The following is a 26,737-nucleotide window of genomic DNA, read 5'->3' as shown; positions in this document are numbered from 1 at the left end:
TTGCCGGGTCAAGCCCGGCAATGACAATGGGTGGGAATCGGACGACGCCTCAGAAGTTAAACTGGCCGATGTTGCTCTTGTCGAAGGTGGTCGGCTGGGACTGCGTCAGGATCTGGTTGTTGTCGCCGATCTTGATCGTGCCCAGCTTCGGCACCTCGAAGCTCGAGCCCGGCTTCAGATCGATCTTGCCGCCCAGCACCCCGACCGCGAGGTGGGAGGCCAGCCAGCCCTCGTTGTAGGGGCTCCACAGCTGGAAGGCCGTGACCGTGCCGTTCTCGATGAAGCGGCGCATCTGGTTCGGGGTGCCGAGGCCGGTGACCTTCACCTTGTCGGCCTTCCCCGCCGTCTCCACCACCTGGGCCGCGGCGGCGACGCCGACCGTGGTCGGCGAGATGATGCCGGCCAGGTTCGGGTAGTTGGCCAGGAGGGCCTCGGTCTCGGTCGTGCTCTTCTGCGGGTCGTCGTCGCCATAGGCGATGGTGACCAGCTTCATGTCCTTGTACTTGGGATTGGTCTCAAGGACCTTCTTCATGTCGGCGATCCAGACGTTCTGGTCCGGCGCGTCGGTGGTGGCGGAGAGGATCGCGACCTCGCCCTTGTAGCCGATCAGCGAGCCCATCAGCTCGACCTGGGCCGCGCCGGTCTGCGAGAAGTCGACCGGCAGGATGGCGGCGTCGCGATGCGCCTCGTTGCCCGGCACGTCGGAGTTGACCACCAGGATCTTCACGCCGCGCGACCGGGCGCGGTCGAAGATCTGGTTCAGCGCGTCCGGGCTGTTCGGCGAGATGGCGATGACGTTGACGCCGCGCTGGATCTGGGCGGTGACGAAGGGGATCTGCGAGGTCGCCTCCGGCGTCGCCGGGGCGACCGTGGTGAACTCGCAGCCCAGCTCCTTGCAGCCGTCCTCGAACCCTTTGATGATGCTGTCGAAATAGGGGTTCCCGGTGTTCTTCGGGATGTACACGATCTTGACCGGGTCGGCCGCGAGGGCGGAGCCGGCGAACAGGCCGGCGGCGACCGCCAGCGCGGTGAGAAGCTTGGTCCGGGGCATGGTTTCCTCCTTGTTCGGCTTTGTCAGCGTCTTCGGGCGGCGGTGATGGCGTTCGAGGCGACGATCGACAGGATCAGCAGCAGGCCCAGAACGGTCAGCTGCGCCTCGATCGCGATGTTGGCCACGGTCATGCCGGTCTGGATGATCACCAGCAGCCACAGGGCCAGGAAGGTGCCGGCGATGGTGCCGCGGCCGCCGAAAATCGAGGTGCCGCCCAGCATCACGATCAGCACCATCTGCAGCTCTCCCCCCGCGGCCAGGTCGTAGCGGACGGAGCCGAGGCGCGAGGCCATCATCTGCCCGGCCAGGGCCGAGACCACGCCGGAGGCGACGAACAGCAGGGTCTTGATGCGGTCGACCCGGATCCCGGCGTGCCGCGCCGCGGTCTCGCTGGTGCCGATCTGGTAGATCTGCCGGCCGAACACGGTGCGGCCGAGCAAGAGGCCGAGCAGCAGCGCCAGCACCAGGAAGACCAGCACCGGCACCGGCACGATGCCGATCTCGACGAAGTCGATGCCGACGAACCAGGCCGGGAAGCCGCCGATCGAGCGGTCGCCGGCGAAGATCTGGGCGATGCCGCGATACAGCGTCATGGTGCCGATGGTGACGATGATCGAGGGCAGGCGCAGCCAGGTGACGAGCAGCGCGTTGATTCCGCCCATCGCCGCCCCGGCCAGCACGCCGAGGCCCATGGCCGCCGGCATCGGCAGCCCGGCCTTGGCGGCCAGCGCGAACAGGCAGGTGGACAGCGCCATCATCGCCGCCACCGACAGGTCGATCTCGCCCGAGACCACGATCATGGTCAGGACCAGGGCGACGATGCCGAACTCGATCGAATAGGTCGCGCTCTCCAGCACGAAGCCGAGATCGGCGAAGAACGGCGACAGCTGCGTGCCGGCTATGGCGGCCGCGACCAGCAGCAGGAAGGTCATCGTCTCCGGCCGCAGCAAAGCGCGGCGCCAGGAGAAGGCGGGTCGTTCCATCGGCAGCACCGTCATGCCGGCCCCCGGCGCCAGAGATGGGCGAAGCCGCCTTCGCGCACCGAGCGGTCGATCACCAGCGCCAGGATGATGATGGCGCCGTAGATCGCGTTCTGCCAGAAGCCGGAGATGCCGAGGATCGGCAGCGCCACGGTGACCGAGCCGAGCAGCAGCACGCCGAGCGCGGTGCCGGCGACGCTGCCGGTGCCGCCGTTGATGCTGACCCCGCCGATGACCACGGCGGCGATCACCGTCAGCTCGAAGCCGACGCCGGTGATGCCGGGGTTCACATAGCCGAAGCGGGAGGCGTAGAGCAGGCCGGCGAGGCCGGCGCAGGCGCCGGACAGGGCGAAGACGGCGAGCGTCACCGGCACCACCCGGATGCCGCGCAGCCGCGCCGCCGGCGGGTTCGAGCCGATGGCGTAGATCTCGCGCCCGACGCGCAGATGGCGCAGCGCCAGATGGGTGGCGATGGCCACGGCCAGGGCGATCAGCACGATCCAGGGGACGCCGACCGGCGAGGTCTGGGCCATGCGGATCAGGTCCGGCGGGATGTGGTTCGGGTCGACCTGCCGGCCGCCGGACAGGATGAAGACCAGCCCGCGGAACAGGCTCATCGTGCCGAGGGTGACGATGATCGACGGCAGCCCGAACAGGGTGACGACCAGGCCGTTGACCAGGCCGAGCCCTGCGCCGATCGCGACCGCCAGGAGGAAGCCGAGCCAGATCGGGAAGTCCGGGACGTCGCGGAAGATCATGCCGACGGCGATGGCGGCGAAGCCGAGCACCGAGCCGATCGAGAGATCGACGTGGCGGGCCAGGATCACCATCATCTGCCCCATCGCCGCGACCAGGATCAGCGGGATGGCCAGGAGCACGATGCGGAACGTCTCCCAGGTCAGGAAGCGCGGCTCGATCGCACCGACCGCGGCGTAGAACAGCACCAGCATCACCACGATACCGGCCTCCCGCGCGGCGAGGAGGCGGGTCATCGGGGAGCCTCCACCCTGGCGGGAGCGGGCGGCTCAAACGGGATAGGGCGGAGCCACCCCCTCACCCGAAATCGCTGCGCGATTTCGACCTCTCCCCAAGGAGAGGTGTCGTGCCGGCGCCTCCCTCCCCTCTCCTTGGGGAGAGGGAGGGACCCGGCGCCGCAGGCGACGGGAGGGTAAGGGGGAGAGCGGAACAGGACAGGGAAGAGCTGCATCACGCCCCCTCCGCCCGGCGGCGGGGCACGGCGGCGGCCATGATCGCCTCCTGGGTCGCCTCGGCGCGGCTGAACTCCGCGGTCAGCCGGCCCTCGGACATCACCAGGATGCGGTCGCTGAGGGTCAGCAGCTCCGGCAGCTCCGACGAGATCAGGAGGATCGCCCGCCCGTCCGCCGCCAGCGCGTTGATCATGTCGTAGAACTCCGCCTTCACGCCGATGTCGATGCCGCGCGTCGGCTCGTCGAGGATCAGGATCTCCGGGTCGGTCATCAGCCAGCGCGCCAGGATCGCCTTCTGCTGGTTGCCGCCGGACAGCTCGCCGATCGGCTGGCGCGGCGAGGCCAGGCGGATGCGCAGCCTCTCGATCGCGCCGCGCGCCGCCGCCCGCTCCGCCGCGGGGCTGATCACGCCGCGCCGCGCGATCCGCCGGGGAGCCGCGGCGGTGATGTTCTGGTCGACCGGCAGCGACCGGAAGATGCCGGCGGCCGCCCGGTCCTCCGGCACATAGGCGAGGCCGAGGCCGATCGCCCGGGCCGGGTCGGCGATCGCCACCTCCCGCCCCTTCACCCGGATCCGGCCGCGATCGGCCGGGGCGATGCCGAACAGCGCCCGGGCCACGTCGGTGCGGCCGGCGCCGACCAGACCGGCCATGCCCAGCACCTCGCCGCGCCTCAGCGTGAAGCCGATATCGGCGAAGCGGCCGGCGCGGCCCAGCCCCTCGACCTCCAGCGCCGTCTCGCCGATCGCCGCCTTCTCCTTGTGCAGGAAGGCCTTGAGCGGCCGGCCGATCATCAGCCGGATGATCTCGCCATCCGGCAGGTCGGCGGCCGGCGCGGTCGCCACCCGCTCGCCGTCGCGGAAGATGGTGACCCGGTCGCACAGCGCCCGCACCTCCTCCAGCCGGTGGCTGATGAAGACCACGGCGCGGCCTTCGTCGCGCAGCCGGCGGACGATGGCGAACAGGGTCTCGACCTCGCGCGGGGTCAGGGGCGCCGTCGGCTCGTCCATCAGGATCAGCCGGCTGTCGGCGGCCAGCGCGCGGGCGATCTCGACCATCTGCTGGTCGGCGATCGAGAGGCCGCCGGTCGGCCGCGTCACGTCGATGGCGACGCCGAGATCGTCCATCAGGCGCCGGGCCGCGGCCGCCATGCCGCGCCAGCGCACCCGGCTGAAGGGCCCGCCGTCGGCTCCGCCGATGAACAGGTTCTCCGCCACCGAGAGATGCGGGAAGGAGATCGGCTCCTGATGGATCAGGGTGATGCCCAGGCGCTGCGCCTCGAGCGGCGAGCCGATCTCCACATGCCGTCCCTGCAGCAGCAGGCGTCCGGCGCTCGGCCGGTGCACCCCGGCGAGGATGCGGGCGAAGGTCGACTTGCCGGCGCCGTTCTCGCCCAGGAGCGCATGGATCTCGCCGCCGGCCAGGGCCAGGTCGATGCCGCGCAGCACCTCGACCCCGGCGAAGGATTTCGAGATCCCCTCCGCGGCGATCACGGCCGGCGCGGACAGTTCGGACGAGGCGGTTTCCCGGACGCTCACATCCCTCCCCTCGGCGCTCTTCGCCCGGGGATGCCCCGCGCCGGCGCCTATTCATCAGACCGTTGACCATGTTTGGATGAATCCGTGTGAACGTCAACATCCGTGGAGCGACATTCCGGAACATGCGTTCCGCCGGCCTGCAGGATCACTGCGGGTCGACTCTGTTAAAACGTTTCCACGACCGAGGCCGCGACGGCCGCCCGGCGCGCATGCCAGCCCTTCCGGCTTTCGCCACCCGTTTTCCGGCCACAGGCGTATGTCTGACCATCGGGGCAGGACGGGCAGCCCGCCGCCCCGGAGGGGATCGAGACGACCATGCGACTCTGGCGGCGCGGCGACGAGACTGTCCCGATGGCCCCTGTGCGTGCGGCCACGGCGCCTCCCGCCGCGACGCCCCTCCCCTCCTCCGGCGCCGAGACGCCGCTGCTCGGCGTGCTCTGCTCCCTCTTCGCCAATCTGATGTTCGCGTCCAGCGACGCGCTGGTGAAGGGGCTGACGGCCAGCTACTCGATCTTCCAGATCATCCCGATGCAGGTCGCCTTCGCCTGCATCCCGATCCTGATCATGCTGCGGCGCGACGGCGGGCTGGGCCGGATGCGGGCGGCGCATCCGCGGCTGATCGTGCTGCGCGGCCTCTTGGCCGGGATCGGCACGATCTTCGGCTTCTACGCCTTCTCCGCCCTGCCGCTGGCCGATGTCTACGCCATCGCCTTCTGCACCCCGATGGTGGTGACGATCCTGTCGATCCCGATCCTGGGCGAGCAGGTGCGTGCCCATCGCTGGGCCGCCGTGGTGGTGGGGTTCCTCGGCATCCTGGTGATGGTGCGGCCCGGCTTCGAGACGCTGACGCTGGGCCATCTCTCGGCCCTCGGCTCGGTCTTCACCGGCGCCGGGGTGGTGCTGATCATGCGCAGGATCAGCCGCGACGAGCAGCGCGCGGTGATGGTGACGGCGGTGATGCTGGGGCTGCTGGTGACCAGCCTGCCGGTCGCGCTGTTCGTGTTCAAGCTGCCCAGCTGGTTCGACCTGCTGCGCGTCGGCGCCGCCGGCCTGCTGATGGGGTCGGCCCAGTTCCTGGTGGTGCGGGCGCTGTCGCTGGCGCCGGCCAGCACCATCGCGCCGATGCAGTACACCATGATCGTCTGGGCGCTGGCCTATGGCAGCCTGTTCTTCGGCAATGCCATCGACCCGTTCGTCGTGCTCGGCGCCGGCATCGTCATCGCCTCCAGCCTCTATATCATGCACCGCGAGCGCGTCCGCGGCCGGACCCTGCGGGCGCATGTGAAATAGCTTTCCGGATATTGTTCTTCCGCTATAATAATATTGTCTGATTGCTGAATTTTATTATTAATTCGAGGAATTGATCATGCCCACTCCACTTGCCGCGGCTGATGCCGCGAGCATCAGCCTGCTCCAGCTGTGCCAGATCTCCTATCTCGACCCCTCCGCCATCCCCGGCAGCTTTCCGCTGGCCTGGCCGGCATCGGGCGGCGGCAGCTGGTCGCTGGCCTGGGGGCCGGCGCAGGACCCGTCCGGGGGCAACCTCGCCTATGTCGCGGTCCGCAGCGCGTCGGGCCAGACCCTGTCCCTGGCGGTCGTCGTGCGCGGCACCGACTGGGACGTGCCTGTGCTCGGGCTGTGGAACCAGATCGTCCAGGACCTCGACGCCGACAGCCAGCAGGCGCCGCCCTGGACGGCCGCGACCGGCACGCTGATCGCCGACGGCACGGCCGATGCGCTGTCCCGGGTCTCCGGCATGACCGCGGGCGGGCAGTCCCTGGTCGCTTTCCTGGCCGGCTTCTACGGCACCGCCGGCAACGGGCAGGTGCCGCTGCAGGTGACCGGGCACAGCCTGGGCGGCTGCGTCACCACCGTTCTGGCGCCCTGGCTGCAGTCGCAGTTGGGGCAGCAGGGCCTGTCCCCGTCCATCGTGCCCACGACCTACGCGGCGCCGACCGCCGGCAACCAGGCCTTTGCCGAGGCCTTCCGCAGCGCCTTTCCGACCGCGGCCTGCTACCGCAACACGCTCGACATCGTGCCGAAGGCGATGGCCGACCTGTACCAGATCCCGCTGATCTATGAGGATGTCGGTCCCGGCCTGCTGGCGCCGGTCGCGATCGCCACAGCGGTCCTGGGCTACGACCTCTGGCTGCTGCATTGCGGCGTGTCCTACACCGACATCCCGGACAGCCAGTCGCTGCCGGGCAGCTGGCTGGCGCCCGACCCGAGCTCCCCGGTCGGGCCCTGGCTCGACGAGGTGCTGCAGCAGCACGACACCAAGACCTACATGGCCCTGCTCGGCGGCACCTCGGTGACTGAGGGCGAGGCCGTACGCCAGCGGGCGGCGATCGCGGCCGCGGCACCGGCCGCCGCGGTGTCCCGGCGCCGGCCGCCGGCGCCCACCGCGCCGGCCGACCCGGCTTACGCGGCGCGGCTGAAGGCGGCCTTCGCCAGGCTGCGGCAGCCGGGGGCCGGCCTGCGCTGATCCCGGATGAAAGACCGCCCGGCCGGGGGAGGATCCGGCCGGGCGGAGTCAGGCGAACAGCGGCCGGGGCTCGCATCGGTCCCGGCCGCGCCATCCCCGCGGGCGCGGGGATCGGGTTGCGGCTCAGGCTTGGCCCGGCCGGGGGTCGTAGGTCGGGTGGCCGGTCTCGCGGTCGGCGGCCTCCAGCGCCTGAAGGATCCGGATGATGCGTTCGTCGCGCCAGCGCTCGATCTTCTTCACCGGCCAGCCGCCGGCCTGCTCGCGCGTGCCCTCGACCATGCGGTCGATCAGCGTGTCGGTCAGCTTCGGCGCCACCAGCTTGGTCCAGGGCAGCTCCAGCGCCGGGCCGAACTGCTCCAGCATGTGCCGCATGCCGCCTTCGCCGCCGGCCAGGTGATAGGTCAGGTTGGTGCCCATGAAGGCCCAGCGGATGCCGGCGCCGAAGCAGATCGCCTCGTCGATCTCCCTGGTCGTGGCGATGCCGTCGGCGACCAGGTGCAGCGCCTCGCGCCACAGCGCCTCCAGCAGGCGGTCGGCGATGTAGCCGTCGATCTCGTTGCGCACATGCAGCGGCTTCATGCCGAGCGAGGCGTAGAAGGCCGAGGCCGCCGTGATGGTCTCCGGCGCCGTCTGCTTGCCGCCCACAACCTCGACCAGCGGCAGCAGGTAGACCGGGTTGAACGGGTGGCCGATGACGATCCGCTCCGGATGCCGCGCGCCCTCCTGGATCTCGCTGGGCAGCAGGCCGGAGGAGGAGGAGCCGAGGATGACGTCGGCCGGCGCGGCCTCGGCCATGGCGTGGTGCAGCCTGCGCTTCAGCTCGATCCGCTCCGGCGCGCTCTCCTGCACGAAATCGGCTTCGGCCGCGACCGCCTCGGCGGAGCCGAGGACCACCAGCCGGTCCGGGTCGGCGCCTTCGGCCAGGCCGATCCGGGTCAGCGCCGGCCAGGCATTGGCGACGGCGTCGCGCAGCGCCTGCTCGCCGGTCGGCGACGGGTCCCAGGCGACGACGTTCAGTCCTCGGGCCAGCGCCCGGGCGGCCCAGCCGCTGCCGATGACGCCGCCGCCGACGATGCCGAGGGTGCGGATCTCACGCGGCATGGGCCTGCCCCTTCGCCTTGAGGCCGAGATGGCTGCGCGCCTCGGCCGGGGTCATCACCTTCGATCCCATCGCCTCGATGATGGTCCGCGCCCGTTCGACCAGGCTGCCGTTGGAGGCGTAGACGCCCTTGTCGAGATAGAGGTTGTCCTCGAGCCCGACCCGGACATGGCCGCCCAGCAGCACTGCCTGGGCGACGAAGGGCAGCTGCAGCCGGCCGATGGCGAAGCCGGCCCAGACCGCGCCGTCCGGCAGCATGTCGCGCATCGCCAGCATCATCCGCGGGTCGGGCGGCGTGCCCCAGGGAATGCCGAGGCACAGCTGGAACAGCGGCGGCGCGTCGAGCAGCCCCTCCTCCACCATCTTCCGCGCGAACCACAGGTTGCCGGTGTCGAAGATCTCGAGCTCCGGTTTCACGCCCAGTTCCTGGATCCGCTTCGCCTGCTTCCGCAGGATGTCGGGGGTGGAGACATAGACCAGCGAGCCGTCACCGAAATTCAGCGAGCCGCAGTCGAGGGTGCAGATCTCCGGCAGCAGCTGCTCGACATGCGGCAGGCGGGCGACGCCGCCGACCAGGTCGGTGTCGGGGCCGAACTTGGTCGGGTTGTCCTCGGGGCCGATCACCAAGTCGCCGCCCATGCCGGCGGTGAGGTTGATGACGATGTCGACACCGCTGGAGCGAATGCGGTCCACCACCTCGCGGTAGAGCGCCGGGTCGCGGCTGGGCTTGCCGGTCTCGGGGTTGCGGACATGGATATGCGCGACGGTGGCGCCGGCCTTCGCCGCCTCCAGCGCCGCATCGGCGATCTGCTGCGGCGTCACCGGGATCGCCGGATGCCTGCCCACCGTGTCGCCGGCGCCGGTGACGGCGCAGGTCACGATCACGCGCCGGTTGATGTCAGTCTGCAGGGCCATCGCCCGCCACCTCCCCGTATCGCCGGCGAACCGGCCTCCGGGTCAGGCTACGCCCGCGCGGCTGCCCGGACCTTGATCGGGAGCGACAGCCGCTTGACGCTTTCCGCTAGGCGGCGGACGCCCTGCGGTCGCGGCTGGGCGGCACGCCGAATTCGCGGCGATAGCAGCGGCAGAAATGCTCGTAGCTGCCGAAGCCGCAGGCCACCGCCACCTCCAGCAACGGGTCGTCGGAATACTGCACCATCGACCGCGCCCGCTGCAGCCGCAGCGACTGGTAGAAGCCCTGTGGGCCGCGGCCGAGATGACGGGTGAACAGCCGCTCGACCTGGCGCGGCGACATGTCGACGGTGCGGGCCAGGGCGGTGACGGCGATCGGGCTCGCCACGTTGCGCTCCATGATCTCGACCATCCTGGCCAGGCGGCTGTCGCGGATGTCGAGCTGCCGCGGCACCGACAGGCGCTGCCGGTCCTCGGCATGGCGCAGCGTGTTGTAGATGAACTGCTCCGACACCGCCGCGGCCAGTCGGGCGCCGTGATCCATGCGGATGATCTGCAGCATCAGGTCCAAGGCCGCGGTGCCGCCGGCGCAGGTCAGGCGGCGGCGATCAGCCTCGAACAGGCAGGCGCGCGCCTCGACCCGCGGGAACTGTTCGGCGAAGCCGTCCAGCGCCTCCCAATGCGCGGTGGCGCGATAGCCGTCGAGCAGCCCGGCGGAGGCGAGCGCGAAGCAGCCGGTGTCGATCCCGCCGAGCACGGCCCCGGCGCGGTCGAGCCGGCGGAACCAGCGGGTCAGCGCCGGACTCACCGCGGCCAGCGGCTCGAAGGCGGCGCAGACGATCAGCATCGGCAGGTCGTCCTGGCTGCCGGCCACGGCGTCGGCCGGCAGCGGCAGGCCGTTCGAGGCCGGCACCGGCAGGCCGTCGGCGGAGAAGATGGTCCAGCGATAGACCTGCCGCCGCGACAGCCGGTTGGCGACGCGCAGCGGCTCGATCGCCGAGGCGAAGGCCATCATCGAGAACTGCGGCAGCAGCAGGAAGCCGATGCGGCGGGGGGCGTCGGTCGTCATGGCGGGCCCGATCGGAAGCGTCGCCTTTCATCAAGCCGACGGGGCCGGACGTCAAGTCCGACCGCATGGCGCCCGGCCGGCCACGGCGGCGACATCGTCCGGCCATCTTCCCCTGATCCACTGGCCCGGTCAGGCACGGGGGTAGAGACGATCATGGCACTGCCTGCGGATTCCGGGGTTCCGTCACGTTGGAGCGCACTGGCCTTCCGGGCCAAGGCCGCGCTGCTGCGCACCCGCCGGACCCTGGCCGAGATCCGCAGCCGGCCGGCGCGCCACCGGCGGGCCGAGGCGCTGCGCGATGCTCCCGTCGTCACCGAGATCCGGTCGCCGCTGTGGTCCGGCGCCGAAGGGACCGGCGAGCACGACCTGACCGCCGGCAAGATCCAGAATCTGCGCCTGGCCGTGCGTGTCCTCGACGGCGTTGTGGTGCCGGCCGGGACGGGGTTCAGCTTCTGGCGGCAGGTCGGCCGCGCCACCCGCCGGCGGGGCTTCGTCGCCGGGCGCGAGCTGCGCGAGGGCTGCCTGGTCGCCAGCACCGGCGGCGGGCTGTGCCAGCTGTCGAACGGCCTGTACGAGGCGGCGCTGGCCACGGGGTTCGAGATCGTCGAGCGCCACGCCCACAGCCGGCTGGTGCCGGGGTCGCGCGCCGCGGCCGGGCGCGACGCCACCGTGTTCTGGAACTATGTCGACCTGCGCTTCCGCAGCCCGGCGAGCTTCCGCATCGAGGCCCGGCTGACGGCGTCGGAGCTGGAGATCCGCTTCCGCAGCGCCGCCGCCCCGGCTGCCGGAATCGTCATCCCCTTCCCTGCCCCGCGCGAGGCGGCGCATGACTGCGTCGGCTGCGCCCGCGAAGGCTGCGTCCATCACGTGCCCAAAGGCGCGGCGGTCACGCGGCGGCCGACCGCCTGGCTGGTCGACGGAAGCTGGCCGGAATACGCGGCGCTGATGCGCGCCCAGTCTGGGCCGGAGGACAGGCTGTTCCTGCCGATGCGCTGGCCGGCCCGGGCCCGCTATGCCTGGCCGGAGCTGCCCGGCGGCGAGGACCGCGCCATACTGGTCGCGCTGGTCCGCGCCCGGGCGCTGCGTCGGCTGCCGACGGGGGGCGGGGCCCTGCCGCGGGCGATGCTGGACTTCGACCGGCGGCTCGCCGAGGCCTATGCCGGCCGCTTGTCCTACCGCCACACCCATCTGGTGGTCGGCCAGGGGCTGCTGCCGCATCTCTGGCGCCTCGGCTGCCTGCAAGGCCGCAGCTTCGACGTGCTGATGGAGCGCTGGCCGCTGGCGGCGCTGCAGGCGCGGCTGGACCGGGCCCTGACGCGCCATCCCGAAAGCCCGACCCTGGGCGATTTCCGGGCACCGGAGGAGATCGTCGCGGCGGACGCCGGGGCGCTGGCCGCCGCGCCCCGCCTGTACACCCCACATGCCGGCATCGCCGCGCGCTTTCCGGACCGGGCGGTGCATCTGGACTGGGCGCTGCCGGACGTGACTGCCGTACCCACGCCCACGATCGGCGGCCGCACCATCCTGTTCCCGGCCTCGCCGCTGGGCCGCAAGGGCGCCCATGCCCTGCGCGACGCGGTCGAGGGGCTGGACATCGACCTGGCCGTCACCGGCCGGGCGCGGGAGCATGACAAGCCGTTCTGGCGCAACGTCTCGGCCCGGACGGTGCCCGGCGGCGCCTGGCCGTCCCCGCTGGCGGCGGTGGTGCTGCCGGCGATCGTCGAGCACCAGCCGCGGGCGCTGCTGCGCGCCCTGGCGCTGGGCATCCCGGTGATCGCCACCGCCGCCTGCGGCCTCGACGAGAGACCCGGCGTCACCCTGGTGCCGGAAGACGACGCCGCGGCCCTGCGGCAGGCGCTGCTGCAGGCGCTCGGCGATGCCCCCCAGCGGCTTCAGGCTTCGGCCAGGAACTCCGCATAGGTGCCGGCGATCGCCTCGACCGCCGCGTCGTAGAACTGCTTCCCGTGCTCCGGCGTCGCCAGGCCGGGGTTGGAGCCGATGCGGCCGTCCGGAAAGCGCCGGCGGTAGTCGGCGGCGTCGTAGAACCGGCCCGACGGTGCGATCGGCGGGTCCAGCTCGGCCGATTTGATGTGGTCGGGGAACAGGTGCTGCGTGACCGCCACCTCGCTGGCCGTGGCGTGGCTGCCCTCGGCCACGCCATACAGCTCCTTCGACAGACGCTGCACGCCGGGATTGTCCCACCAGTTGACCAGGCGGCAGCGGACCGACGGGCTACCGAGCGCGCGCCGCTCGGAATAGATCTCGTAGAAGGCGGCCTGGATGGTGGCGATGTTGCCGCCATGGCCGTTGACGAACAGGAAGCGCTCGAAGCCGTGCTCGGCCAGCGCCATGACGTAATCGCGGATCACCAGCACCAGCGTCGACGGCTTCAGCGTCATGCTGCCCGGGAAGGTCATGTGGTGATGCGCCATGCCGACGCCGATGGTCGGGCCGACCACCGCCCCGGTCTTGTCGCCGACGCCGCGGGCGATGCCCTCGGCGCACAGCGCATCGGTGCCGATCAGCCCGTTCGGGCCGTGCTGCTCGGTCGATCCGATCGGCATGATCGCGCCGCGCGAGGTCTTCAGATAGGCCTCGATCTCCGGCCAGGAGCTGAGCTGAAGCTGCATGGGTCCTCCGTTTCCTGGGCTCGCCTTGTCCAATCCGGGAGCGGCCCGGGAGTTCCTTTGAAAGCGCCGGTCAGCGGCGAGGCGTCGTCAGATCCCCAGCGCGCAGCCGTCCTTGCGGGGGTCGGAGCCGGCGATCAGCACGCCGCGCTCATGGTCGATCAGGATCGCCTGGCCTCCGCCCAGCGGTTCGTCGCGCCGCTCGACCGTGTGGCCGCGGCCGGCGAGGTCCGTCGCCACCGCCTCGCCGATCCGGGTCTCGAGCTGCAGCACGCCGTCGAAGGCGAAGCTGCGCGGCAGGTCCAGCGCCGCCTGCGGGTCGAGGCCGCGGTCGACGACCGAGGACACGAACTGCGCCTGGCCGGCCGCCTGGTAGTGCCCGCCCATCACCCCGAACACGCCGGCGGTACGGCCGCCGCGGCGCAGCAGGCCGGGGATGATGGTGTGCATCGGCCGCTTGCCCGGCCCGATCGAATTCGGGTGCTTCGGCTCGACCCGGAAGGACCGGCCGCGGCTGTGCAGCAGCACGCCGGTCTCGGGGTCGAGCAGCCCGCTGCCGAAGCTGTCGAAGATCGAGTTGATGAAGGAGACGGCGTTGCCGTCACGGTCGACGACGCAGAGATAGACCGTGTCGCGGTGCTCCGGCTCGGTCCACAACGCCGGCTGGCCGGCGCGCTTCGGGTCGATCCGCCGGCGCAGCGTGCCCAGCACCTCCTCCGACAGCAGCGTCCGCGGGTCGTGCGGCAGGTGGTCTGGGTCGCAGATCAGCGCGTCGCGGTGGTGATAGGCGATCTTGGTCGCCTCCGCGTGCAGATGGATGCGGTCGGCCTCCGGCAGCTCCGCCGAGAGATCCTGGCCGGCCAGCAGGCCCAGGATCATCAGCGCCGCCAAACCCTGGCCGTTCGGCGGGCACTCCACCACTTCGGTGCCGCGGTAGTCGAGCCGGATCGGGTCGACCCAGTTGGCGACCTCACGGCCGGCGGCGAAATCGTCGAGCGTGTGCAGCCCGCCCTGGGCCCGCAGGAAGCGGACCAGCGAATCCGCCACGGCACCCTCGTAGAAGGCGGCGGCGCCGCGGGCGGCGATGTCGCGCAGCCGGGCGCCGAGCAGCGGCTGGGCATGCCGGTCGGCGACCGCCGGGATCCGGCCGCCAGGCAGGAACACGGCGCGGCAGCCGGCGTCGCCGGCCAGGAAGCCGGCATCCTCGGCCCAGTCCCAGGCGACGCGCGGGGCCACCGGATAGCCTTCCTCGGCATAGAGGATGGCGCGGGCGAACAGACGGTCGAGCGGCAGCGACCCGTGCTCGGCATGCAGCCGGCACCAGGCCGAGACCGCGCCCGGCACGGTCACCGCATGCGGGCTGCGCTGCGGGATGGCCGAGAGGCCCTGCGCCGCCAGCGCCTCCGCCGAGGCGGCGCGCGGGGCGCGGCCGCTGCCGTTCAGCGCCAGCGCGTCCTTCCCGGCCGGGGCATAGAGCACGAAGCAGTCGCCGCCGATGCCGGTCATGTGGGCTTCGACCACGCATTGCACCGCGACCGCGGCGAGCGCCGCATCGACCGCGTTGCCGCCGTCCATCAGCACCTCGAGCCCGGTGGCCGAGGCCAGCGGGTGGGAGGTGGCGATCGCCGCCTCGCCCGCGATCAGCGCCGAGCGCCCCGGCTGGCCGAAATCCCGCTGCATCCGCCGTGTCCTTTCTCGCTTCGATCGGTTGTTGATATCGGCCGCGGCGGCCGCTGGCAACCGGGCCACGCCGCAAGCCGGAACGGCCTGCTCGCATCACCTGCGGGAACGCCGTGACGATTTTATGAAATTTGCGCACACACGAATTTTTCGTCGCACCTGATGATTGATTTGGAACAGCTGCCTTCGTATAAGCCGCCCCGTCACAGAAAAAGGCCGCGATTCCACTTGGGGGGAAACGCGCCTGACACGCGAGGGGAAGTAAAATGCGGAAGATTTTGTTGCTCGGGGTGTGCCTTGCGGCCGCCGCGGGAGGGACTGGTATTGCCCAGGCGGCGGATGCGAACGTCACCTCGGGCCTGTCGCTGAAGATCAGCGGCTGGATCGGCTTCATGGCCGGCCTGTCGATCAGCAACACCGCCGACGACACCTTCGACCGCGACTATGACTTCGTGTCCAATGCGCGGCTGCAGTTCGACGTCAAGAACGTCACGGATTCCGGCCTGGAATACGGCGCCCGCATCCGCATGAACAACGTCGACCGCCGCAACGACGTCACGATCGACCGCACCTATCTCTACGTGAAGGGCGGCTTCGGCACCGTCACCCTCGGCGACGCGCCCTACGCCATCGCCGATTTCGGCTACGTCTATGTCCATGACACGCTGAACGGCAAGCTCGGCCTCGGCGCCGGCTGGGGCGACGGGCTGGACGGCAAGTTCAACCTGTTCGGCGGCTCCGACACCTTCTACGCCGTGGATCCGAGCTATGGCATCGGCGGCCTGAACGGCAAGGACACCAAGGTCAAGTACACCTCGCCGAGCTTCTCCGGCTTCTCGTTCGGCGTCGACTTCACGCCGGTCGCGGGCGGCAACGGCCATGCCGGCAACGGCGGCCGCAACGACCTGACCAATGACGGCAGCACCCGCTACGAGAACATCGTCACCGCCGGCGTCCAGTACACCAACACCTTCGACGGCAGCACGGTGACCCTGCGCGGTTCGGCCGGCAACGGCAACGGCGTCAGCGGCAACCACGACTACGAGGCCTACAGCCTCGGCGGCCAGTTCATCCATTCCAGCGGGTTCGGTGCCAGCGTCAACTGGGTGCACTTCTCCAGCACCTTCCGCGCCGACAAGGCCATCGACTCGATCACCGGCGACCTGTCCTACGCCAGCGGCCCCTTCGTCGCCTCGGTCGGCTATGCCTACACCACGGCGGAGAAGAACAACGGCCTCGAATCGTCCTTCACCGACGGCGCCGACCTGAAGACCAACCACAGCGTCATCGGCTCGTTCCTCTACAACATCGCCCCGGGCCTCAACAGCTTCACCGAGCTGGCCTATGAGCGGAACGAGTTCCGCTTCGGCCGGGACTATGAGGCGACCGCCCTGACCACGGGCCTGGCCCTCTCCTTCTGATCGATACCTGACCTCCTATTACCCAGCGAACTCGAGGGCGGCGCCAGGGGCCGCCCTCTTTGTTTTGGGGCACGGCACTACTTCTTACGGCGTTTCCTCACCGGAGGAGCGCGATGGGCAGCAAGGCCGGACAGGTGCGGATCGGGATCTCGGGCTGGACCTACCGGCCCTGGCGCGGCGTGTTCTATCCGAAGGGCCTGCCGCAGAAGCGTGAGCTGGCCTTCGCCGCCGAGAGCTTTCCGACCGTCGAGATCAACGGCACCTTCTACGGCACCCAGCGGCCGGAGAGCTATGCCCGCTGGTCCGATGAGACCCCGGAGGATTTCGTCTTCGCGGTCAAGGGGCCGCGCTACATCACCCATCTGCGCCGTCTGCGCGAGGTGGAGGCGCCGCTGGCCAATTTCCTGGCCTCCGGGCCGCTGCGGCTGGGGCCGAAGCTGGGGCCCATCCTGTGGCAGTTCCCGCCCAGCTTCCGCTTCGACCAGGACCGGATCGAGGCCTTCTTCCAGCTGCTGCCGAAGGACACCGAGGCCGCAGCGGAGATCGCCCGCCGTCACGACGAGCGCTATGCCGGCCGGGCCTGGACCAGGACCGACCGCAAGCGGCCGATGCGGCACGCCATGGAGATCCGCCACGACAGCTTCCTCGATCCCGCCTTCATCCGGCTGCTGCGCCGCTACCGCGTGGCTCTGGTCTGCGCCGACACGGTGGACTGGCCGCGGCGCATGGACCTGACCGCCGACTTCGTCTATTGCCGCCTGCACGGGTCGGAGCAGCTGTATGTCAGCGGCTACGACGACGCGGCGCTCGACACCTGGGCCGACCGCGTGGCCGCCTGGGCCATCGGGCGCGAGCCGAAGGACGCCGAGCGGGTGATCGACCGGCCCGGGCCGAAGCGGGCCGGGCGCGACGTCTACGTCTATTTCGACAACGACGCCAAGGTGCGCGCCCCGGCCGATGCCAAGGGGCTGATTCGCCGGGTCGAGGACCGGCTGGGCCGCTGATCCTGCAGCATCATCAGGATGCCGGGCCGCCGTGCAATCCCATCGGGCCGGCGGCCCGGCGGCCGCCATGAACCGCCGCGAGCGCTGCCGCGGCGATCTCGCCGCGCAGCCAGCTGTGGTCCGGGTCGCGATGGCGGCGCTCATGCCAGATCAGCGCCACCTCGTAGGCCGGCAGCTCCAGCGGCGGGTCGACCACCGCCAGCGGCAGCATGGCGGCGACGCGGGTGGCGACGCGGTGCGGCACGGTCAGCACCAGGTCGGTCTCGGCGATCATCGCCGGCGCCGTCAGCATGTTGGGGACCAGGATCGGGTCGCGGTCCGGCAGGTCCAGCTTGGCCAGCCCGTCATAGACCTGGCCGAAGCCGTCCTCGGCGCCGGAGGCGATCACGGCGTGGCGCAGGGTCGAGAAGCGTTCGATCGTCCAGTCCTGCGCCAGGGCCGGATGGTCCCGGCGCAGCAGGCAGGCGAAGCGGTCGGCGTAGAGGCTGCGCCGGAAATAGCCGGGCGGGGTGTCGCCGATCTGCCCGACGGCGAGGTCGATCTCGCCCTGTTCGAGCCGCCGCAGGGCGCCGGCCAGCAGCGGATCGGTGACGACGTCGAGATGCGGCGCCCGCTCGCGCAGCCGCGGCAGCAGGCGCGGCAGCAGGACCAGGGACTGGTGGTCGGGCATCGCCATCGTCACCTTCGACCGCCATTCGCCGGGAGCGAAGCTGCGGCTCGTCACGATCTCCCGGATGGCGCCGAGCACCGAGGGCAGCAGTTCGGCCAGCCGCTCGCCCCGCGGCGTCGGCGCCAGGCCGGTCGAGGTGCGGACCAGGAGGTCGTCGTTGAACATGCCGCGCAGCCTGGCCAGGGCCCGGCTCATCGCCGGCTGGCTCTGGCCGACATGCTGGGCGGCGTGGGTGACGTTGCGGAACTGCAGCAGCGCCTCCAGCGCCACCAGCAGGTTCAGGTCGACCGAGGCCAGGTTCATCGCTGGCCGCTGCAGGGCCGACTGACGGTCGCCGCCGACCGCGGCCTGCTGCGCCTGCGACGCCGGAGCCGTCGGCGTGAATGCGTATTCAAGCATGCATCTTCCCTCTTCCAGACAGAGGCGGGCGAAGGACCGGGCACCTCTCCCGCCCGGCGGGGAGGTCGTGGATCGTCAAGATTTCCTGGCGACACGATTCGTGGGGATCGGACCTCTCAGGGCACGCCCCCGGCGATGGACGTCCATGCCGGCGGGGCCAGGGCGTTCGTCATCGTCCGAACCATGGGGCGGGGCCTCCTCGGGTTGATCCAAAGCCGTTCTGGCGATGCCGCTGCCTGCCGGCCGGCACCGGCATCCGGCTGGCACGGCGTCTGCCCGACAGGGTAGCTATGATCTTATGCTCAATTTATGAACAGATGCTCAGACCAAGCCGGATGGAGTCAAGCGCCGAGGGCGAGCCGTCTCCGTTACCGGCGCCCGCGAATTGTCCGATATTTCCCAAACTGTTGGCCTGCCCGGACGCGCCGCGACCGGCCGCAACCCTTGCCGGACGGCCATTGCGGGCGGCCGGGCGTTGTGCCCGGCTGCGGCGTCCCGCCCCCGCGCGGATCCGGTTCCCGCATCACGCTATCCATTATTGATATAGCCCCGGCCCGGCGGGTCGAGGGATTCGGCATGCCGGGACCCTGCCCTGCCCCATCGGGTTGCCCCCGGCCCGCCCGGTCGTGATAGACCATGCCCGGCCCCGCCGTCCCCGGGCGGCGGGGGAGTGTGCGGAGGGGTGATGACGGTTCAAATCGACATCGGAACGCTGTCCGACGGGGCATCGGCCATGATCGATCTCGAGGAACTGCTGGCGACTCGGCTGCTGGTGCAGGGCAATTCCGGCTCTGGCAAGTCGCATCTGCTGCGCCGCCTCCTGGAGCAGAGCGCCGCCTGGGTGCAGCAGGTGGTGGTCGACCCCGAGGGCGACTTCGTCAGCCTGGCCGACCGCTTCGGCCATATCGTGGTCGACGGCGACCGGTCCGACGACGACCTGTACCGCATCGCCGGCCGGGTGCGGCAGCACCGCACCTCCGCCGTGCTGAACCTGGAGCGCTGCGACATCGATTCGCAGATGCGCGCCGCCGCCGCCTTCCTGAACGGGCTGTTCGACGCCGAACGCGACCTCTGGTACCCGGTGCTGGTGGTGGTGGACGAGGCCCAGCTGTTCGCCCCGGCCGCGGCCGGCGACGTGTCGGAGGAGGCGCGCAAGGCGACGCTGGGCGCCATGGCCAATCTGATGAGCCGCGGCCGCAAGCGCGGCCTGGCCGGGGTGATCGCCACCCAGCGCCTGGCCAAGCTGGCCAAGAACGTGGCGGCCGAGGCCTCGAACTTCCTGATGGGCCGCACCTTCCTCGACATCGACATGGCCCGGGCCGCCGACCTCCTGGGGCTGGAGCGGCGCCAGGCCGAGATGTTCCGCGACCTCGGCCGCGGCCGCTTCGTCGCCCTCGGCCCGGCCTTGTCGCGCCGGCCGATCGAGATCCGGATCGGCGCGGTCGAGACCGGCGCGCGTTCGACCAGCCCGAAGCTGCTGCCGATGCCCGAGGCGCCGCCCGAGGACGTGCACGAGCTGATCTTCAAGGCGGTCGAGGCCGAGCCGCCGATGCCCCGCCCGCCGCGGCCGCCGCCGCAGCCGCCGCAATCGACGGCCGAGCTGCTGGCCCAGCTGATCCGCAGCCGCCCCGACACCCCTGTGGTGGAGGAGGAGGCGGACCCGATGACCCAGGCCGAGCGCGACGCCGCGATCGACGCGGTGCTGCGCGACCTAGTGGCGGAGGAGGATTCGGCCTTCCGCCCGATCTCGGTGCTGTACCAGGACTTCCTGGTGCGCTGCCGCATCCAGCGGGTCGGCAGCCGCGGCGCCCCGGCGCTCGACCTGGCCGGCTTCCGCGGCCGGCTGGCCGTGGCCCGCGCCGGGGTCGACACCGACACGGCGGAAAGCCCGGCCTGGCAGCACGCGACCGGGCTGGCACGGGAGCTGCCGGAAGACATGCAGGGCATCTTCCTGCTGCTGGTCAAGGCGGCGATGGCTGGAGCCCCCTGCCCGTCCGACGCCACCATCGCCCGCGCCTACGGCACCCAGTCGGTCGGCCGCACCCGGCGCCTCCTGTCCTATATGGAGCAGCGCGGCTTCATCGTCTGCCGCGCCGCCGGCCGCGGCGGCCACCGCATCGTGACGGTGCCGGAACTGGGCTGCGAGACCGCCCCCGGCGACCCGAACGCGCCGGAGGAGGTGCCGGCGAAGATCGTGGACGATCGCGACGCCGCCGCCGGCGAGGAGACCGCCGCGGCCGGCGAGACCGAGCCGGCCCCGTCGCTCTCCTGAGAGACTTCCGTCGACACTCCCGGCGAAGCCGTCCGACCACGGTCTCGAGCGTTTCCGGTGCTCATGGACCGATACCCGCTGCGCACCTAGACTAGAAGGTCCGCGCGGCCGGCCGTCTCTGAACGGCATGCAGCTTGAAAGCCACTTCAGTGCGGTTCCTGGCCTTCAACTTCCTCATGATCGTACGAACGTGCACCTTTACGGTGCCCTCGCTCAGGTTGAGCTCATAGGCGATGATCTTGTTCGGCTTTCCCTGGGCAATTCGATCTGCAATTGCCCCCTGCCGTTCGGTGAGGCCGAACCGGGTTTCGGAAGGTGCCGATCGCCTCGTGTCCGGATTCCCGATGTCCAGCAGCGCGCTTGCGGGAACAAACACGCCGCCGGCGATGACAAGCGAGATGGCTCCGACCGCTGCGCTCAAACCCATGCTGGTCGGGATATAGCCGCTGGCACCCTGCGAGAGGATTGCGACCACCTGGGCCGCATCGTCCCTGTCGCCGATGACGATCACCGGAATATCCGGATGGCATTCCGCGAGACGCCTCAGGTCTCCGGCGACCTCCGGATCGTCGCTGTCCGCATCCCCAACTCCGAGCAGGACCGCCGACGTTTCGTGAGCGGACCCATCGATCAACCATTCGTCGATATTCGAGAAGGCGGTGATGCTGCGGCACCCGCCGGCCAGCTCGACCGACCGTGTCAGGACGTCTCGGCCGAGCGCGCGGCGATCGATCACCGCAATCGCGTCCCGGCCGAGTCCGGAACTCGTGACAGGGGCGGTCGATCGGCCGGTCAACAGGCGCGAAGCACGGCCGTCAGCGGTCCCGGACTGCCAATCCGCGGCACCGGACGACAGGAGGGAAGCATCGTTCGCATGTTGATCCGAAACCATGTCCACCTCCCTGTCGAGACGAGACAACGTCACGAATACGGCTACCCCGGTAGAGATGTCGGTTCGGCAGAAGGGCGCGGCAGGAGGCAATTTATTTATATTTGCCTCAAATCACTTTCAGAAACGCCGATACCGCCACCACCACCTTCCGGGCAACCCGCAGCATAGTGGATTTAGCCGTCACTCGTTCCGATCCGATAGATCCAGATCTCCTCTATCGATGAGTCCAGATTACATCCGGCAAGGCGCAGCTTTGGTCGCAGTCACGCCAACGCATTCGTGGTCTCCGATCGAGAGGCTAGACTGGCGGCGTGCATGCGCACCGACATTTCGCCTCGCCCAAGCCGGCGCGGTGTCGTGAAGCCCGAAGGGATGACCTTCGCTACGCCGAGGAGACGGGACATTGGAGACACGAACGATCGCCTACGAATGTGAAGGGACCAGGCTGACGGGCTATTTCGCCGACCGTGCGCCGCAGGAGAAGAAGCCGGCGATCCTGGTCGCGCACGAGGCCTTCGGGATGAATGATCATATCCGGGCGCGAACGAAACGGCTGGCCGAACTGGGCTATGCCGCATTCGCGCTCGACATGTATGGCGCCGAGGGATTTTCGCTGCCCGAGGCGGTGAGCCGCCATGTCGAGCTGATGTCCGCGCCGGGATTGATGCTCGCCCGGGCGAGCGCCGCGCTCGGCGTCCTGACGGCCCTGCCCGGGGTGGACCGGGAGCGGACGGCCGCGATCGGTTTTTGCCAGGGAGGGATAACCGCTCTCGAACTGGCGCGCGGCGGGGCGCCCGTCCGATGCGCCGTCGGCTTTCATCCGGGTCTGATGCGTCCCGCGGGAAGCCCGGACCAGCCGATCCAGGCGAAGGTCCTCATGATGATCGGCGACCAGGACCCCGACGTGCCGCCGGAGGACAGGGCCGCGTTCGCGGCGGAGATGCAGAGAAAGCAGGTGGACTGGCAACTGCACCTCTTCGGCGGGGTCGGACATGCCTACACCAACCCCGACGCCGATCGGCTGAACAGGCCCGGCTACGGCTACGATGCCTCCGCGGACAAGCGGTCATGGCGGATGATGCTTGCGCTGTTCGAGGAGGTGTTCGAAGCGCCCGCTGCCGGCAAGCGCGAGGATCATCGCTGAGAGCACCATTCTGGTGAGGATGGAGGCTCACCCCGAAGCGCGGCGAGGCGCGATGGCCACGGCTCGGTGGGAGTGGGCAGGGTCAGACCTGCGATTCCAGCACGCTCATCCGCTCCTGAAAGGTCTCCTGCAGATACGCCAGAAATGTGCGGACAGCTGGGTTGGTGCGGCGGCTTTCCGGCCAGAGGGCAGTGATGTTGTGCCGCTCGACGGCGAACTCGGACAGCACCGGGACCAGTTCGCCGCGCGCGACATAGGTGGACGCGATAAAGTCCGCGCTGATCCCGATGCCGCCACCAGCCGCGAGCGTCGCGACGACCGCATCGCTCGCGTCGACGATCACGCCGGACGGCGGCACGATCTCGACCACCCGCTCGCCGATCCGAAAAGGCCAGCGAAACACTTGGCCCGTGCTCTGGTAGCGGAGGTTGACAGCGTCGTGCCGCGACAGTTCGTCGGGGTGCATCGGGGTGCCCCGCGCGGCCAGATAGGCTGGCGACGCGAACGCACAGAGGCGATGTGGCGCGAGGCGGCGTGACAGCAGTCGCGAGTCCGCCAGGTCGCCGATCCGCACCGCGATATCGATTCCCAGATCGACGATGTCGACAATCTGGTCGCTCAGCCGCAGGTCGATCGTCACCTTGGGGTAGAGCCTGCGAAAGGTCGGCAGCGCGGGCGCGATCACATGCATTCCGATCGGCAGGGAGGCGGCAATCCGCAAGGTGCCCGACGGCTCGGCGCGCGCTGTCAACGCCGCCTGCTCGATCTCTTCCGCATCGCGCAGCAGCTTGAGCGCGCGGTCGTGCAGTTCGCGACCCTCAGGCGTGAGCGTCAGGGAGCGGGTCGTGCGCGTGAAGAGCGATACGCCCAGCCGCTGCTCGAGCCGTTGCACGCTCTTGCTGACTGCCGAAGGCGAGATCGATAGCGACCGGGCAGCGGCGCTATAGCTTCCCATCGATCCGGCGCGCGCGAACGCGATCAAGCCGGTCAACCTCTCGAACGCCACCTGTTCCTTCATGGCACTACAGAAGCGAAAGACGGCGTCATTATCAATCTTCAGATGAGTGAATAACTGTTGGCGACCACAGTGTCGCAATTCTGGAGGTTCGTGTGAGCAGTAGGATGAAGGCGATCCGCTTCCATGCGTTCGGTGGCCCCGAGGTGCTGCGATACGAGGATGCGCCTAGGCCCCACCTGGCGACCGGCGAGGTTCTCGTCCGCGTTCACGCGGTCGGCCTCAATCCGCCCGACTGGTATCTGCGAGAGGGCTACAAGATGTTGCCCCCGGAGTGGCAGCCGCAGGTGTCATTCCCAGCGATACCCGGTACGGACATTTCCGGCGTGGTCGAAGCCGTGGCGGCCGACGTCGAGCGGTTTTCGCCCGGCGACGAGGTCTATTCCATGGTGCGCTTTCCGACCGGCCTTGCGGGGGAAAGCAAAGCCTATGCCGAGTATGTCGGAGTGCCGGCGTCGGAGCTTGCCCGCAAGCCGGCCGCCATCGATCATGTGCACGCCGCCGCGGCACCGATGTCGCTGCTGACCGCGTGGCAGTTCATGATCGAGCTGGGACATGACGAGCCGAACCCGCTCCAGCCGGACCGGCATGTGCCGGTGCCGCTTCAGGGCAGGACCGTCTTGGTGAACGGGGCCGCGGGCGGCGTGGGGCACCTCGCGTTGCAGTTGGCGAAGTGGAAGGGCGCGCATGTCATCGCCGTCGCCTCCGGCAAGCACGAGCCCGTTCTGCGAGGGCTGGGGTCCGACGAGGTTATCGACTACACAAGGACGGCAGTCGAGGACGTGGTCCGCGGCGTCGACCTCGTTGTCGACGCGGTCGGCGGCCCGGGCACGGGACGTTTCCTCCGCACCCTGAAACGCGGCGGTGCGCTGTTCCCGATCTTTCCGCTAGGCTTCTCCGGCATCGAAGAGGCCAGACGGCTGGGCGTCACCGTTTCAACCACCCAGGTTCGCTCGAACGGCGCCCAGTTGGAGAAGGCCGGACGCCTGCTCGATGATGGGACCATCCGCGTCCTCATCGACAGCACCTTCCCGCTCTCCGAAGCGCGCCAGTCCCATGAACGTGCTGCAAAGGGACATATCCGGGGGAAGATCGTCCTCACCGTCGAGTGATGCTCCCGACCGAAATCGGGATGGGGGATCTCCGTCGCGATCCCTGGCCTCGGCGGCCCCCATGCCCGATCCGGGGATGGGTGCCGCCGGTGGCGAGACTCCCGAGGGAAGCAGTTCCGCTGGTCAGGGTGGAGGATCAGAGCTTGCCCTCGGCGCGCAGGGTGATCGTTGGGATGCCCGCCGTCACGCCGCCGAGGCGATCGCGGCCGCGAAGTCGCGATAGGAGTGCAGCGGCCGGCCCAGGATCCTGGTCAGACGTTCGACATCGCCGGCCTCCGGGATCATGCCGTCGCTGACATAGCGCTCGGCCATCAAGCGCATCTCATAGGCCTGCCACTTCGGCATGAAGGTCGCCAGGTTCTGCTCGAACCCGCCGGGGTCGTCGCCGGCGTAGACGACCGGGCGGCCCAGGACCTCCGACCAGATCGCAGCCACGCCCTGACCCGTCAGCGTGTCGGGACCGACCAGGTTGATGGTCTCGACCGGCAGCTTGCCCGGCGCCTGATCGCGGCGGATCAGCTCGATCGCCGCCACCTCGGCGATGTCGCGGGAGTCGATCATGGCGACGCCCTTGCCGCCGATCGGCATCGGATAGACGCCGTGGTTGAGGATGACGTCCTTGATCATCAGCTCGTTGTCGATGAAGTAGGACGGACGCAGGATCGTGGCGCTGAGGCCCATCTGTTCGATCATCCGCTCCGCGCCGGATTTCACCGCGAAATGCGGCACGTTCACGAAACGGTCGGCGTGGATCACCGAGAGATAAACGACGCGCTCGACGCCCGACTCGCGGGCGATGTTCAGGGTAACGAGCGCCTGAGTGAATTCGTCGCCCGTGACCGCGTTGAGCAGGAACAGCGTGCGGACGCCGGAGAACGCGGACCGCAGCGCATCGATATCGAGCAGGTCGCCCTGTGCGACCTCGACGCCGGCCGGGAAACCGGCCTTCGCGGGATCGCGGGTCAGCACGCGCACGGCGGCGCCGCGCTGGACGAGCTGGTCGACGAGATGACGGCCGACACGGCCGGTGGCGCCGGTCACGAGGATGGTCATGGGAGTCACTCCGGTTTGGGTCGAAGACGCCCTGTAGATGACCGATCCAAATTCAAACCAGGAGACGCTATATTTGGACAGACCGTCCCGCTGGTGAAACATATGGATCTGCTCGCTCTTGCCGATTTCAATCTCGTCGCCCGCCACGGCGGGTTCGGAAGAGCCGCACGCGCCACGGGTCGCCCCAAGGCGACCCTGTCCCGGCGGGTCGCCGAGCTGGAAGCCGCCCTCGGCCTGCGCCTGTTCGAGCGCGGCTCGCGCGCGCTGAAGCTCACCGAGGAAGGACGGGCGCTGTTCGAGCGGGCGGGCCGGTTGCTGACCGAACTCGAGGAGACGGCGACGGCGATCGCCTCCGGCGGTGAGAGGCCGCGAGGCCGGTTGCGGGTCAGCGTCCCGTTGCTGTTCTCCCAGACGGCCATGGGCAAGATCGCCGCCGGCTTCGCCCTGGCCTATCCGGAGGTGAGGCTGGAGGTCTCGACCGAGGACCGTCCCGTCGACCTGATCGAGGAGGGATTCGACCTGGTGATCCGGGTCAACCCGGATCCCGATGACAGCCTGGTCGGACGGACCTTCCTGCACGACCGGCTGGTGGTCGTGGCGAGCCCCGGCCTCGCCCGACCGGCCGGAGATCTCGCCGCTCCAGCCGTGGTCCGCTCGGCAGTCGATCGACGGGAATGGGCCGTGAAGACGCCTGACGGCCGAGCCGTGATCGCGATCGAGCCGGTCCTCGCCCTGTCATCGCTCATGATGGTCCGGGATGCCGTGCGGGCAGGCGTCGGTGCCGGCCGCCTTCCCGTGTCGCTCGTGAGCCATGATCTGGCCGACGGCTCGCTGGTGCATTGGGGCGACGATGAAGGGCCCGAAATCGCCTTGTGGACCCTCTACCCGTCCAGGCGGCTGCTCAGCGCCCGGGTATCGGCGTTTCTCGATCATCTGAAACAGGCATTTCCGACGGGAACGCCCGATGAACTGGCCGCCTATATCGGCAAGTGACGGCCGCTACCGTCTGGCCAGACCGCGCCATATCCGGCCACCGCGCCGGTAGCTCCGAAGCGGACATCCTCGACCAAACCTCAGGTCGTCCCTCGCGAAAGTCGATGAAAGGGG

Annotated in this window: 22 protein-coding genes; 9 read left to right on the top strand and 13 right to left on the bottom strand. The window is 69.9% G+C overall.

All coding sequences use genetic code 11. From position 1 onward, the window contains the following. Nucleotides 1–49 precede the first annotated feature (49 nt). The 4 genes from LG391_RS27320 to LG391_RS27305 form a co-directional block, all read right to left on the bottom strand. On the bottom strand, nucleotides 50–1,051 hold the full coding sequence (locus LG391_RS27320) for a substrate-binding domain-containing protein (protein ID WP_225771213.1): 1,002 nt from the start codon (nucleotides 1,049–1,051) through the stop codon (nucleotides 50–52). 23 nt (nucleotides 1,052–1,074) lie between these two features. Then, complete coding sequence (locus LG391_RS27315; RefSeq protein WP_225771212.1) at nucleotides 1,075–2,049, bottom strand: ABC transporter permease; 975 nt, start codon at nucleotides 2,047–2,049, stop codon at nucleotides 1,075–1,077. Then, nucleotides 2,046–3,023 (bottom strand): ABC transporter permease, encoded by a 978-nt coding sequence (locus tag LG391_RS27310; protein WP_225771211.1) that lies wholly within the window; start codon nucleotides 3,021–3,023, stop codon nucleotides 2,046–2,048. Before LG391_RS27310 ends, LG391_RS27315 begins: the two co-directional genes overlap by 4 nt. A 214-nt stretch (nucleotides 3,024–3,237) precedes the next feature. Continuing rightward, the gene (locus tag LG391_RS27305; RefSeq protein WP_225771210.1) at nucleotides 3,238–4,776 is read right to left on the bottom strand and encodes a sugar ABC transporter ATP-binding protein; all 1,539 of its coding nucleotides are present in this window, start codon (nucleotides 4,774–4,776) and stop codon (nucleotides 3,238–3,240) included. Between the two features lie 351 nt (nucleotides 4,777–5,127). On the opposite strand from LG391_RS27305, the gene LG391_RS27300 reads away from it, so the two are divergent. Beyond that, nucleotides 5,128–6,066 (top strand): DMT family transporter, encoded by a 939-nt coding sequence (locus LG391_RS27300; RefSeq protein WP_225771209.1) that lies wholly within the window; start codon nucleotides 5,128–5,130, stop codon nucleotides 6,064–6,066. Between the two features lie 76 nt (nucleotides 6,067–6,142). Beyond that, the gene (locus LG391_RS27295; RefSeq protein ID WP_225771208.1) at nucleotides 6,143–7,261 is read left to right on the top strand and encodes a hypothetical protein; all 1,119 of its coding nucleotides are present in this window, start codon (nucleotides 6,143–6,145) and stop codon (nucleotides 7,259–7,261) included. 123 nt (nucleotides 7,262–7,384) lie between these two features. Here LG391_RS27295 and LG391_RS27290 read toward each other — a convergent pair whose 3' ends face one another. From LG391_RS27290 to LG391_RS27280, 3 genes are all read right to left on the bottom strand, one after another. Beyond that, nucleotides 7,385–8,362 carry an L-carnitine dehydrogenase gene (locus LG391_RS27290; RefSeq protein ID WP_225771207.1) on the bottom strand — a complete coding sequence of 326 codons (978 nt, stop codon included), beginning with the start codon at nucleotides 8,360–8,362 and terminating at the stop codon, nucleotides 7,385–7,387. After that, nucleotides 8,352–9,275 (bottom strand): 3-keto-5-aminohexanoate cleavage protein, encoded by a 924-nt coding sequence (locus LG391_RS27285; protein ID WP_225771206.1) that lies wholly within the window; start codon nucleotides 9,273–9,275, stop codon nucleotides 8,352–8,354. The genes LG391_RS27290 and LG391_RS27285 overlap by 11 nt, the downstream gene beginning before the upstream one ends. 106 nt (nucleotides 9,276–9,381) lie before the next feature. Then, complete coding sequence (locus tag LG391_RS27280) at nucleotides 9,382–10,341, bottom strand: GlxA family transcriptional regulator (RefSeq protein WP_225771205.1); 960 nt, start codon at nucleotides 10,339–10,341, stop codon at nucleotides 9,382–9,384. A gap of 153 nt (nucleotides 10,342–10,494) precedes the next feature. Here LG391_RS27280 and LG391_RS27275 point away from each other — a divergent pair, with 153 nt between their 5' ends. Beyond that, on the top strand, nucleotides 10,495–12,261 hold the full coding sequence (locus LG391_RS27275) for a VanW family protein (protein WP_225771204.1): 1,767 nt from the start codon (nucleotides 10,495–10,497) through the stop codon (nucleotides 12,259–12,261). On the opposite strand, the gene LG391_RS27270 is transcribed toward LG391_RS27275, so the two are convergent. Together LG391_RS27270 and LG391_RS27265 are read right to left on the bottom strand one after the other, a co-directional pair. Beyond that, a complete protein-coding gene (locus LG391_RS27270) occupies nucleotides 12,234–12,971 on the bottom strand; it encodes a creatininase family protein (RefSeq protein ID WP_225771203.1) in 738 nt (245 codons plus the stop codon). The two genes, LG391_RS27275 and LG391_RS27270, sit on opposite strands and share 28 nt — an antisense overlap. An 87-nt stretch (nucleotides 12,972–13,058) precedes the next feature. Beyond that, complete coding sequence (locus tag LG391_RS27265; protein ID WP_225771202.1) at nucleotides 13,059–14,648, bottom strand: gamma-glutamyltransferase family protein; 1,590 nt, start codon at nucleotides 14,646–14,648, stop codon at nucleotides 13,059–13,061. A 266-nt stretch (nucleotides 14,649–14,914) separates the two neighbouring features. Here LG391_RS27265 and LG391_RS27260 point away from each other — a divergent pair, with 266 nt between their 5' ends. Next, the gene (locus LG391_RS27260; protein WP_225771201.1) at nucleotides 14,915–16,069 is read left to right on the top strand and encodes a porin; all 1,155 of its coding nucleotides are present in this window, start codon (nucleotides 14,915–14,917) and stop codon (nucleotides 16,067–16,069) included. Nucleotides 16,070–16,182: 113 nt separating this feature from the next. Continuing rightward, nucleotides 16,183–17,073, top strand: a complete 891-nt coding sequence (locus LG391_RS27255) for a DUF72 domain-containing protein (protein WP_225771200.1) — start codon at nucleotides 16,183–16,185, stop codon at nucleotides 17,071–17,073. 13 nt (nucleotides 17,074–17,086) lie between these two features. On the opposite strand, the gene LG391_RS27250 is transcribed toward LG391_RS27255, so the two are convergent. After that, nucleotides 17,087–18,142 (bottom strand): LysR family transcriptional regulator, encoded by a 1,056-nt coding sequence (locus LG391_RS27250; protein ID WP_304608568.1) that lies wholly within the window; start codon nucleotides 18,140–18,142, stop codon nucleotides 17,087–17,089. A 685-nt stretch (nucleotides 18,143–18,827) separates the two neighbouring features. Here LG391_RS27250 and LG391_RS27245 point away from each other — a divergent pair. Beyond that, complete coding sequence (locus tag LG391_RS27245; protein ID WP_225771199.1) at nucleotides 18,828–20,414, top strand: ATP-binding protein; 1,587 nt, start codon at nucleotides 18,828–18,830, stop codon at nucleotides 20,412–20,414. A gap of 91 nt (nucleotides 20,415–20,505) precedes the next feature. On the opposite strand, the gene LG391_RS27240 is transcribed toward LG391_RS27245, so the two are convergent. Next, nucleotides 20,506–21,306, bottom strand: coding sequence for a response regulator transcription factor (locus tag LG391_RS27240; protein WP_225771198.1), 801 nt, complete (start codon nucleotides 21,304–21,306; stop codon nucleotides 20,506–20,508). 403 nt (nucleotides 21,307–21,709) lie between these two features. On the opposite strand from LG391_RS27240, the gene LG391_RS27235 reads away from it, so the two are divergent. Continuing rightward, entirely contained in the window at nucleotides 21,710–22,450 is a 741-nt protein-coding gene (locus LG391_RS27235) for a dienelactone hydrolase family protein (protein WP_225771197.1), read from the top strand. Between the two features lie 82 nt (nucleotides 22,451–22,532). On the opposite strand, the gene LG391_RS27230 is transcribed toward LG391_RS27235, so the two are convergent. Continuing rightward, a complete protein-coding gene (locus LG391_RS27230) occupies nucleotides 22,533–23,468 on the bottom strand; it encodes a LysR substrate-binding domain-containing protein (RefSeq protein WP_225771196.1) in 936 nt (311 codons plus the stop codon). 104 nt (nucleotides 23,469–23,572) lie between these two features. Here LG391_RS27230 and LG391_RS27225 point away from each other — a divergent pair, with 104 nt between their 5' ends. Then, entirely contained in the window at nucleotides 23,573–24,577 is a 1,005-nt protein-coding gene (locus LG391_RS27225) for an NADP-dependent oxidoreductase (protein ID WP_225771195.1), read from the top strand. A 183-nt stretch (nucleotides 24,578–24,760) separates the two neighbouring features. Here LG391_RS27225 and LG391_RS27220 read toward each other — a convergent pair whose 3' ends face one another. Further along, nucleotides 24,761–25,777 carry an SDR family oxidoreductase gene (locus LG391_RS27220; RefSeq protein ID WP_225771194.1) on the bottom strand — a complete coding sequence of 339 codons (1,017 nt, stop codon included), beginning with the start codon at nucleotides 25,775–25,777 and terminating at the stop codon, nucleotides 24,761–24,763. On the opposite strand from LG391_RS27220, the gene LG391_RS27215 reads away from it, so the two are divergent. Further along, nucleotides 25,733–26,623: a LysR family transcriptional regulator gene (locus LG391_RS27215; RefSeq protein ID WP_225771193.1), complete on the top strand. Its 891-nt coding sequence runs from the start codon at nucleotides 25,733–25,735 to the stop codon at nucleotides 26,621–26,623. The two genes, LG391_RS27220 and LG391_RS27215, sit on opposite strands and share 45 nt — an antisense overlap. Nucleotides 26,624–26,737: the final 114 nt, after the last annotated feature.

The organism is Inquilinus sp. Marseille-Q2685, from assembly GCF_916619195.1.
GTDB lineage: Bacteria > Pseudomonadota > Alphaproteobacteria > DSM-16000 > Inquilinaceae > Inquilinus.
This window is presented reverse-complemented; position numbering and strand designations above follow the sequence as displayed.

What these genes read in the sequence shown, in the direction of transcription:
- LG391_RS27300 (WP_225771209.1), top strand. Translation starts at nt 5,128, where the DNA reads ATGGCCCCTGTGCGTGCGGCCACGGCGCCTCCCGCCGCGACGCCCCTC.
- LG391_RS27320 (WP_225771213.1), bottom strand. Translation starts at nt 1,051, where the DNA reads ATGCCCCGGACCAAGCTTCTCACCGCGCTGGCGGTCGCCGCCGGCCTG.
- LG391_RS27215 (WP_225771193.1), top strand. Translation starts at nt 25,733, where the DNA reads ATGGATCTGCTCGCTCTTGCCGATTTCAATCTCGTCGCCCGCCACGGC.
- LG391_RS27225 (WP_225771195.1), top strand. Translation starts at nt 23,573, where the DNA reads ATGAAGGCGATCCGCTTCCATGCGTTCGGTGGCCCCGAGGTGCTGCGA.
- LG391_RS27265 (WP_225771202.1), bottom strand. Translation starts at nt 14,648, where the DNA reads ATGCAGCGGGATTTCGGCCAGCCGGGGCGCTCGGCGCTGATCGCGGGC.
- LG391_RS27270 (WP_225771203.1), bottom strand. Translation starts at nt 12,971, where the DNA reads ATGCAGCTTCAGCTCAGCTCCTGGCCGGAGATCGAGGCCTATCTGAAG.
- LG391_RS27250 (WP_304608568.1), bottom strand. Translation starts at nt 18,142, where the DNA reads ATGCTTGAATACGCATTCACGCCGACGGCTCCGGCGTCGCAGGCGCAG.
- LG391_RS27230 (WP_225771196.1), bottom strand. Translation starts at nt 23,468, where the DNA reads ATGAAGGAACAGGTGGCGTTCGAGAGGTTGACCGGCTTGATCGCGTTC.
- LG391_RS27260 (WP_225771201.1), top strand. Translation starts at nt 14,915, where the DNA reads ATGCGGAAGATTTTGTTGCTCGGGGTGTGCCTTGCGGCCGCCGCGGGA.
- LG391_RS27310 (WP_225771211.1), bottom strand. Translation starts at nt 3,023, where the DNA reads ATGACCCGCCTCCTCGCCGCGCGGGAGGCCGGTATCGTGGTGATGCTG.
- LG391_RS27240 (WP_225771198.1), bottom strand. Translation starts at nt 21,306, where the DNA reads ATGGTTTCGGATCAACATGCGAACGATGCTTCCCTCCTGTCGTCCGGT.
- LG391_RS27245 (WP_225771199.1), top strand. Translation starts at nt 18,828, where the DNA reads ATGACGGTTCAAATCGACATCGGAACGCTGTCCGACGGGGCATCGGCC.
- LG391_RS27295 (WP_225771208.1), top strand. Translation starts at nt 6,143, where the DNA reads ATGCCCACTCCACTTGCCGCGGCTGATGCCGCGAGCATCAGCCTGCTC.
- LG391_RS27290 (WP_225771207.1), bottom strand. Translation starts at nt 8,362, where the DNA reads ATGCCGCGTGAGATCCGCACCCTCGGCATCGTCGGCGGCGGCGTCATC.
- LG391_RS27275 (WP_225771204.1), top strand. Translation starts at nt 10,495, where the DNA reads ATGGCACTGCCTGCGGATTCCGGGGTTCCGTCACGTTGGAGCGCACTG.
- LG391_RS27315 (WP_225771212.1), bottom strand. Translation starts at nt 2,049, where the DNA reads ATGACGGTGCTGCCGATGGAACGACCCGCCTTCTCCTGGCGCCGCGCT.
- LG391_RS27280 (WP_225771205.1), bottom strand. Translation starts at nt 10,341, where the DNA reads ATGACGACCGACGCCCCCCGCCGCATCGGCTTCCTGCTGCTGCCGCAG.
- LG391_RS27255 (WP_225771200.1), top strand. Translation starts at nt 16,183, where the DNA reads ATGGGCAGCAAGGCCGGACAGGTGCGGATCGGGATCTCGGGCTGGACC.
- LG391_RS27285 (WP_225771206.1), bottom strand. Translation starts at nt 9,275, where the DNA reads ATGGCCCTGCAGACTGACATCAACCGGCGCGTGATCGTGACCTGCGCC.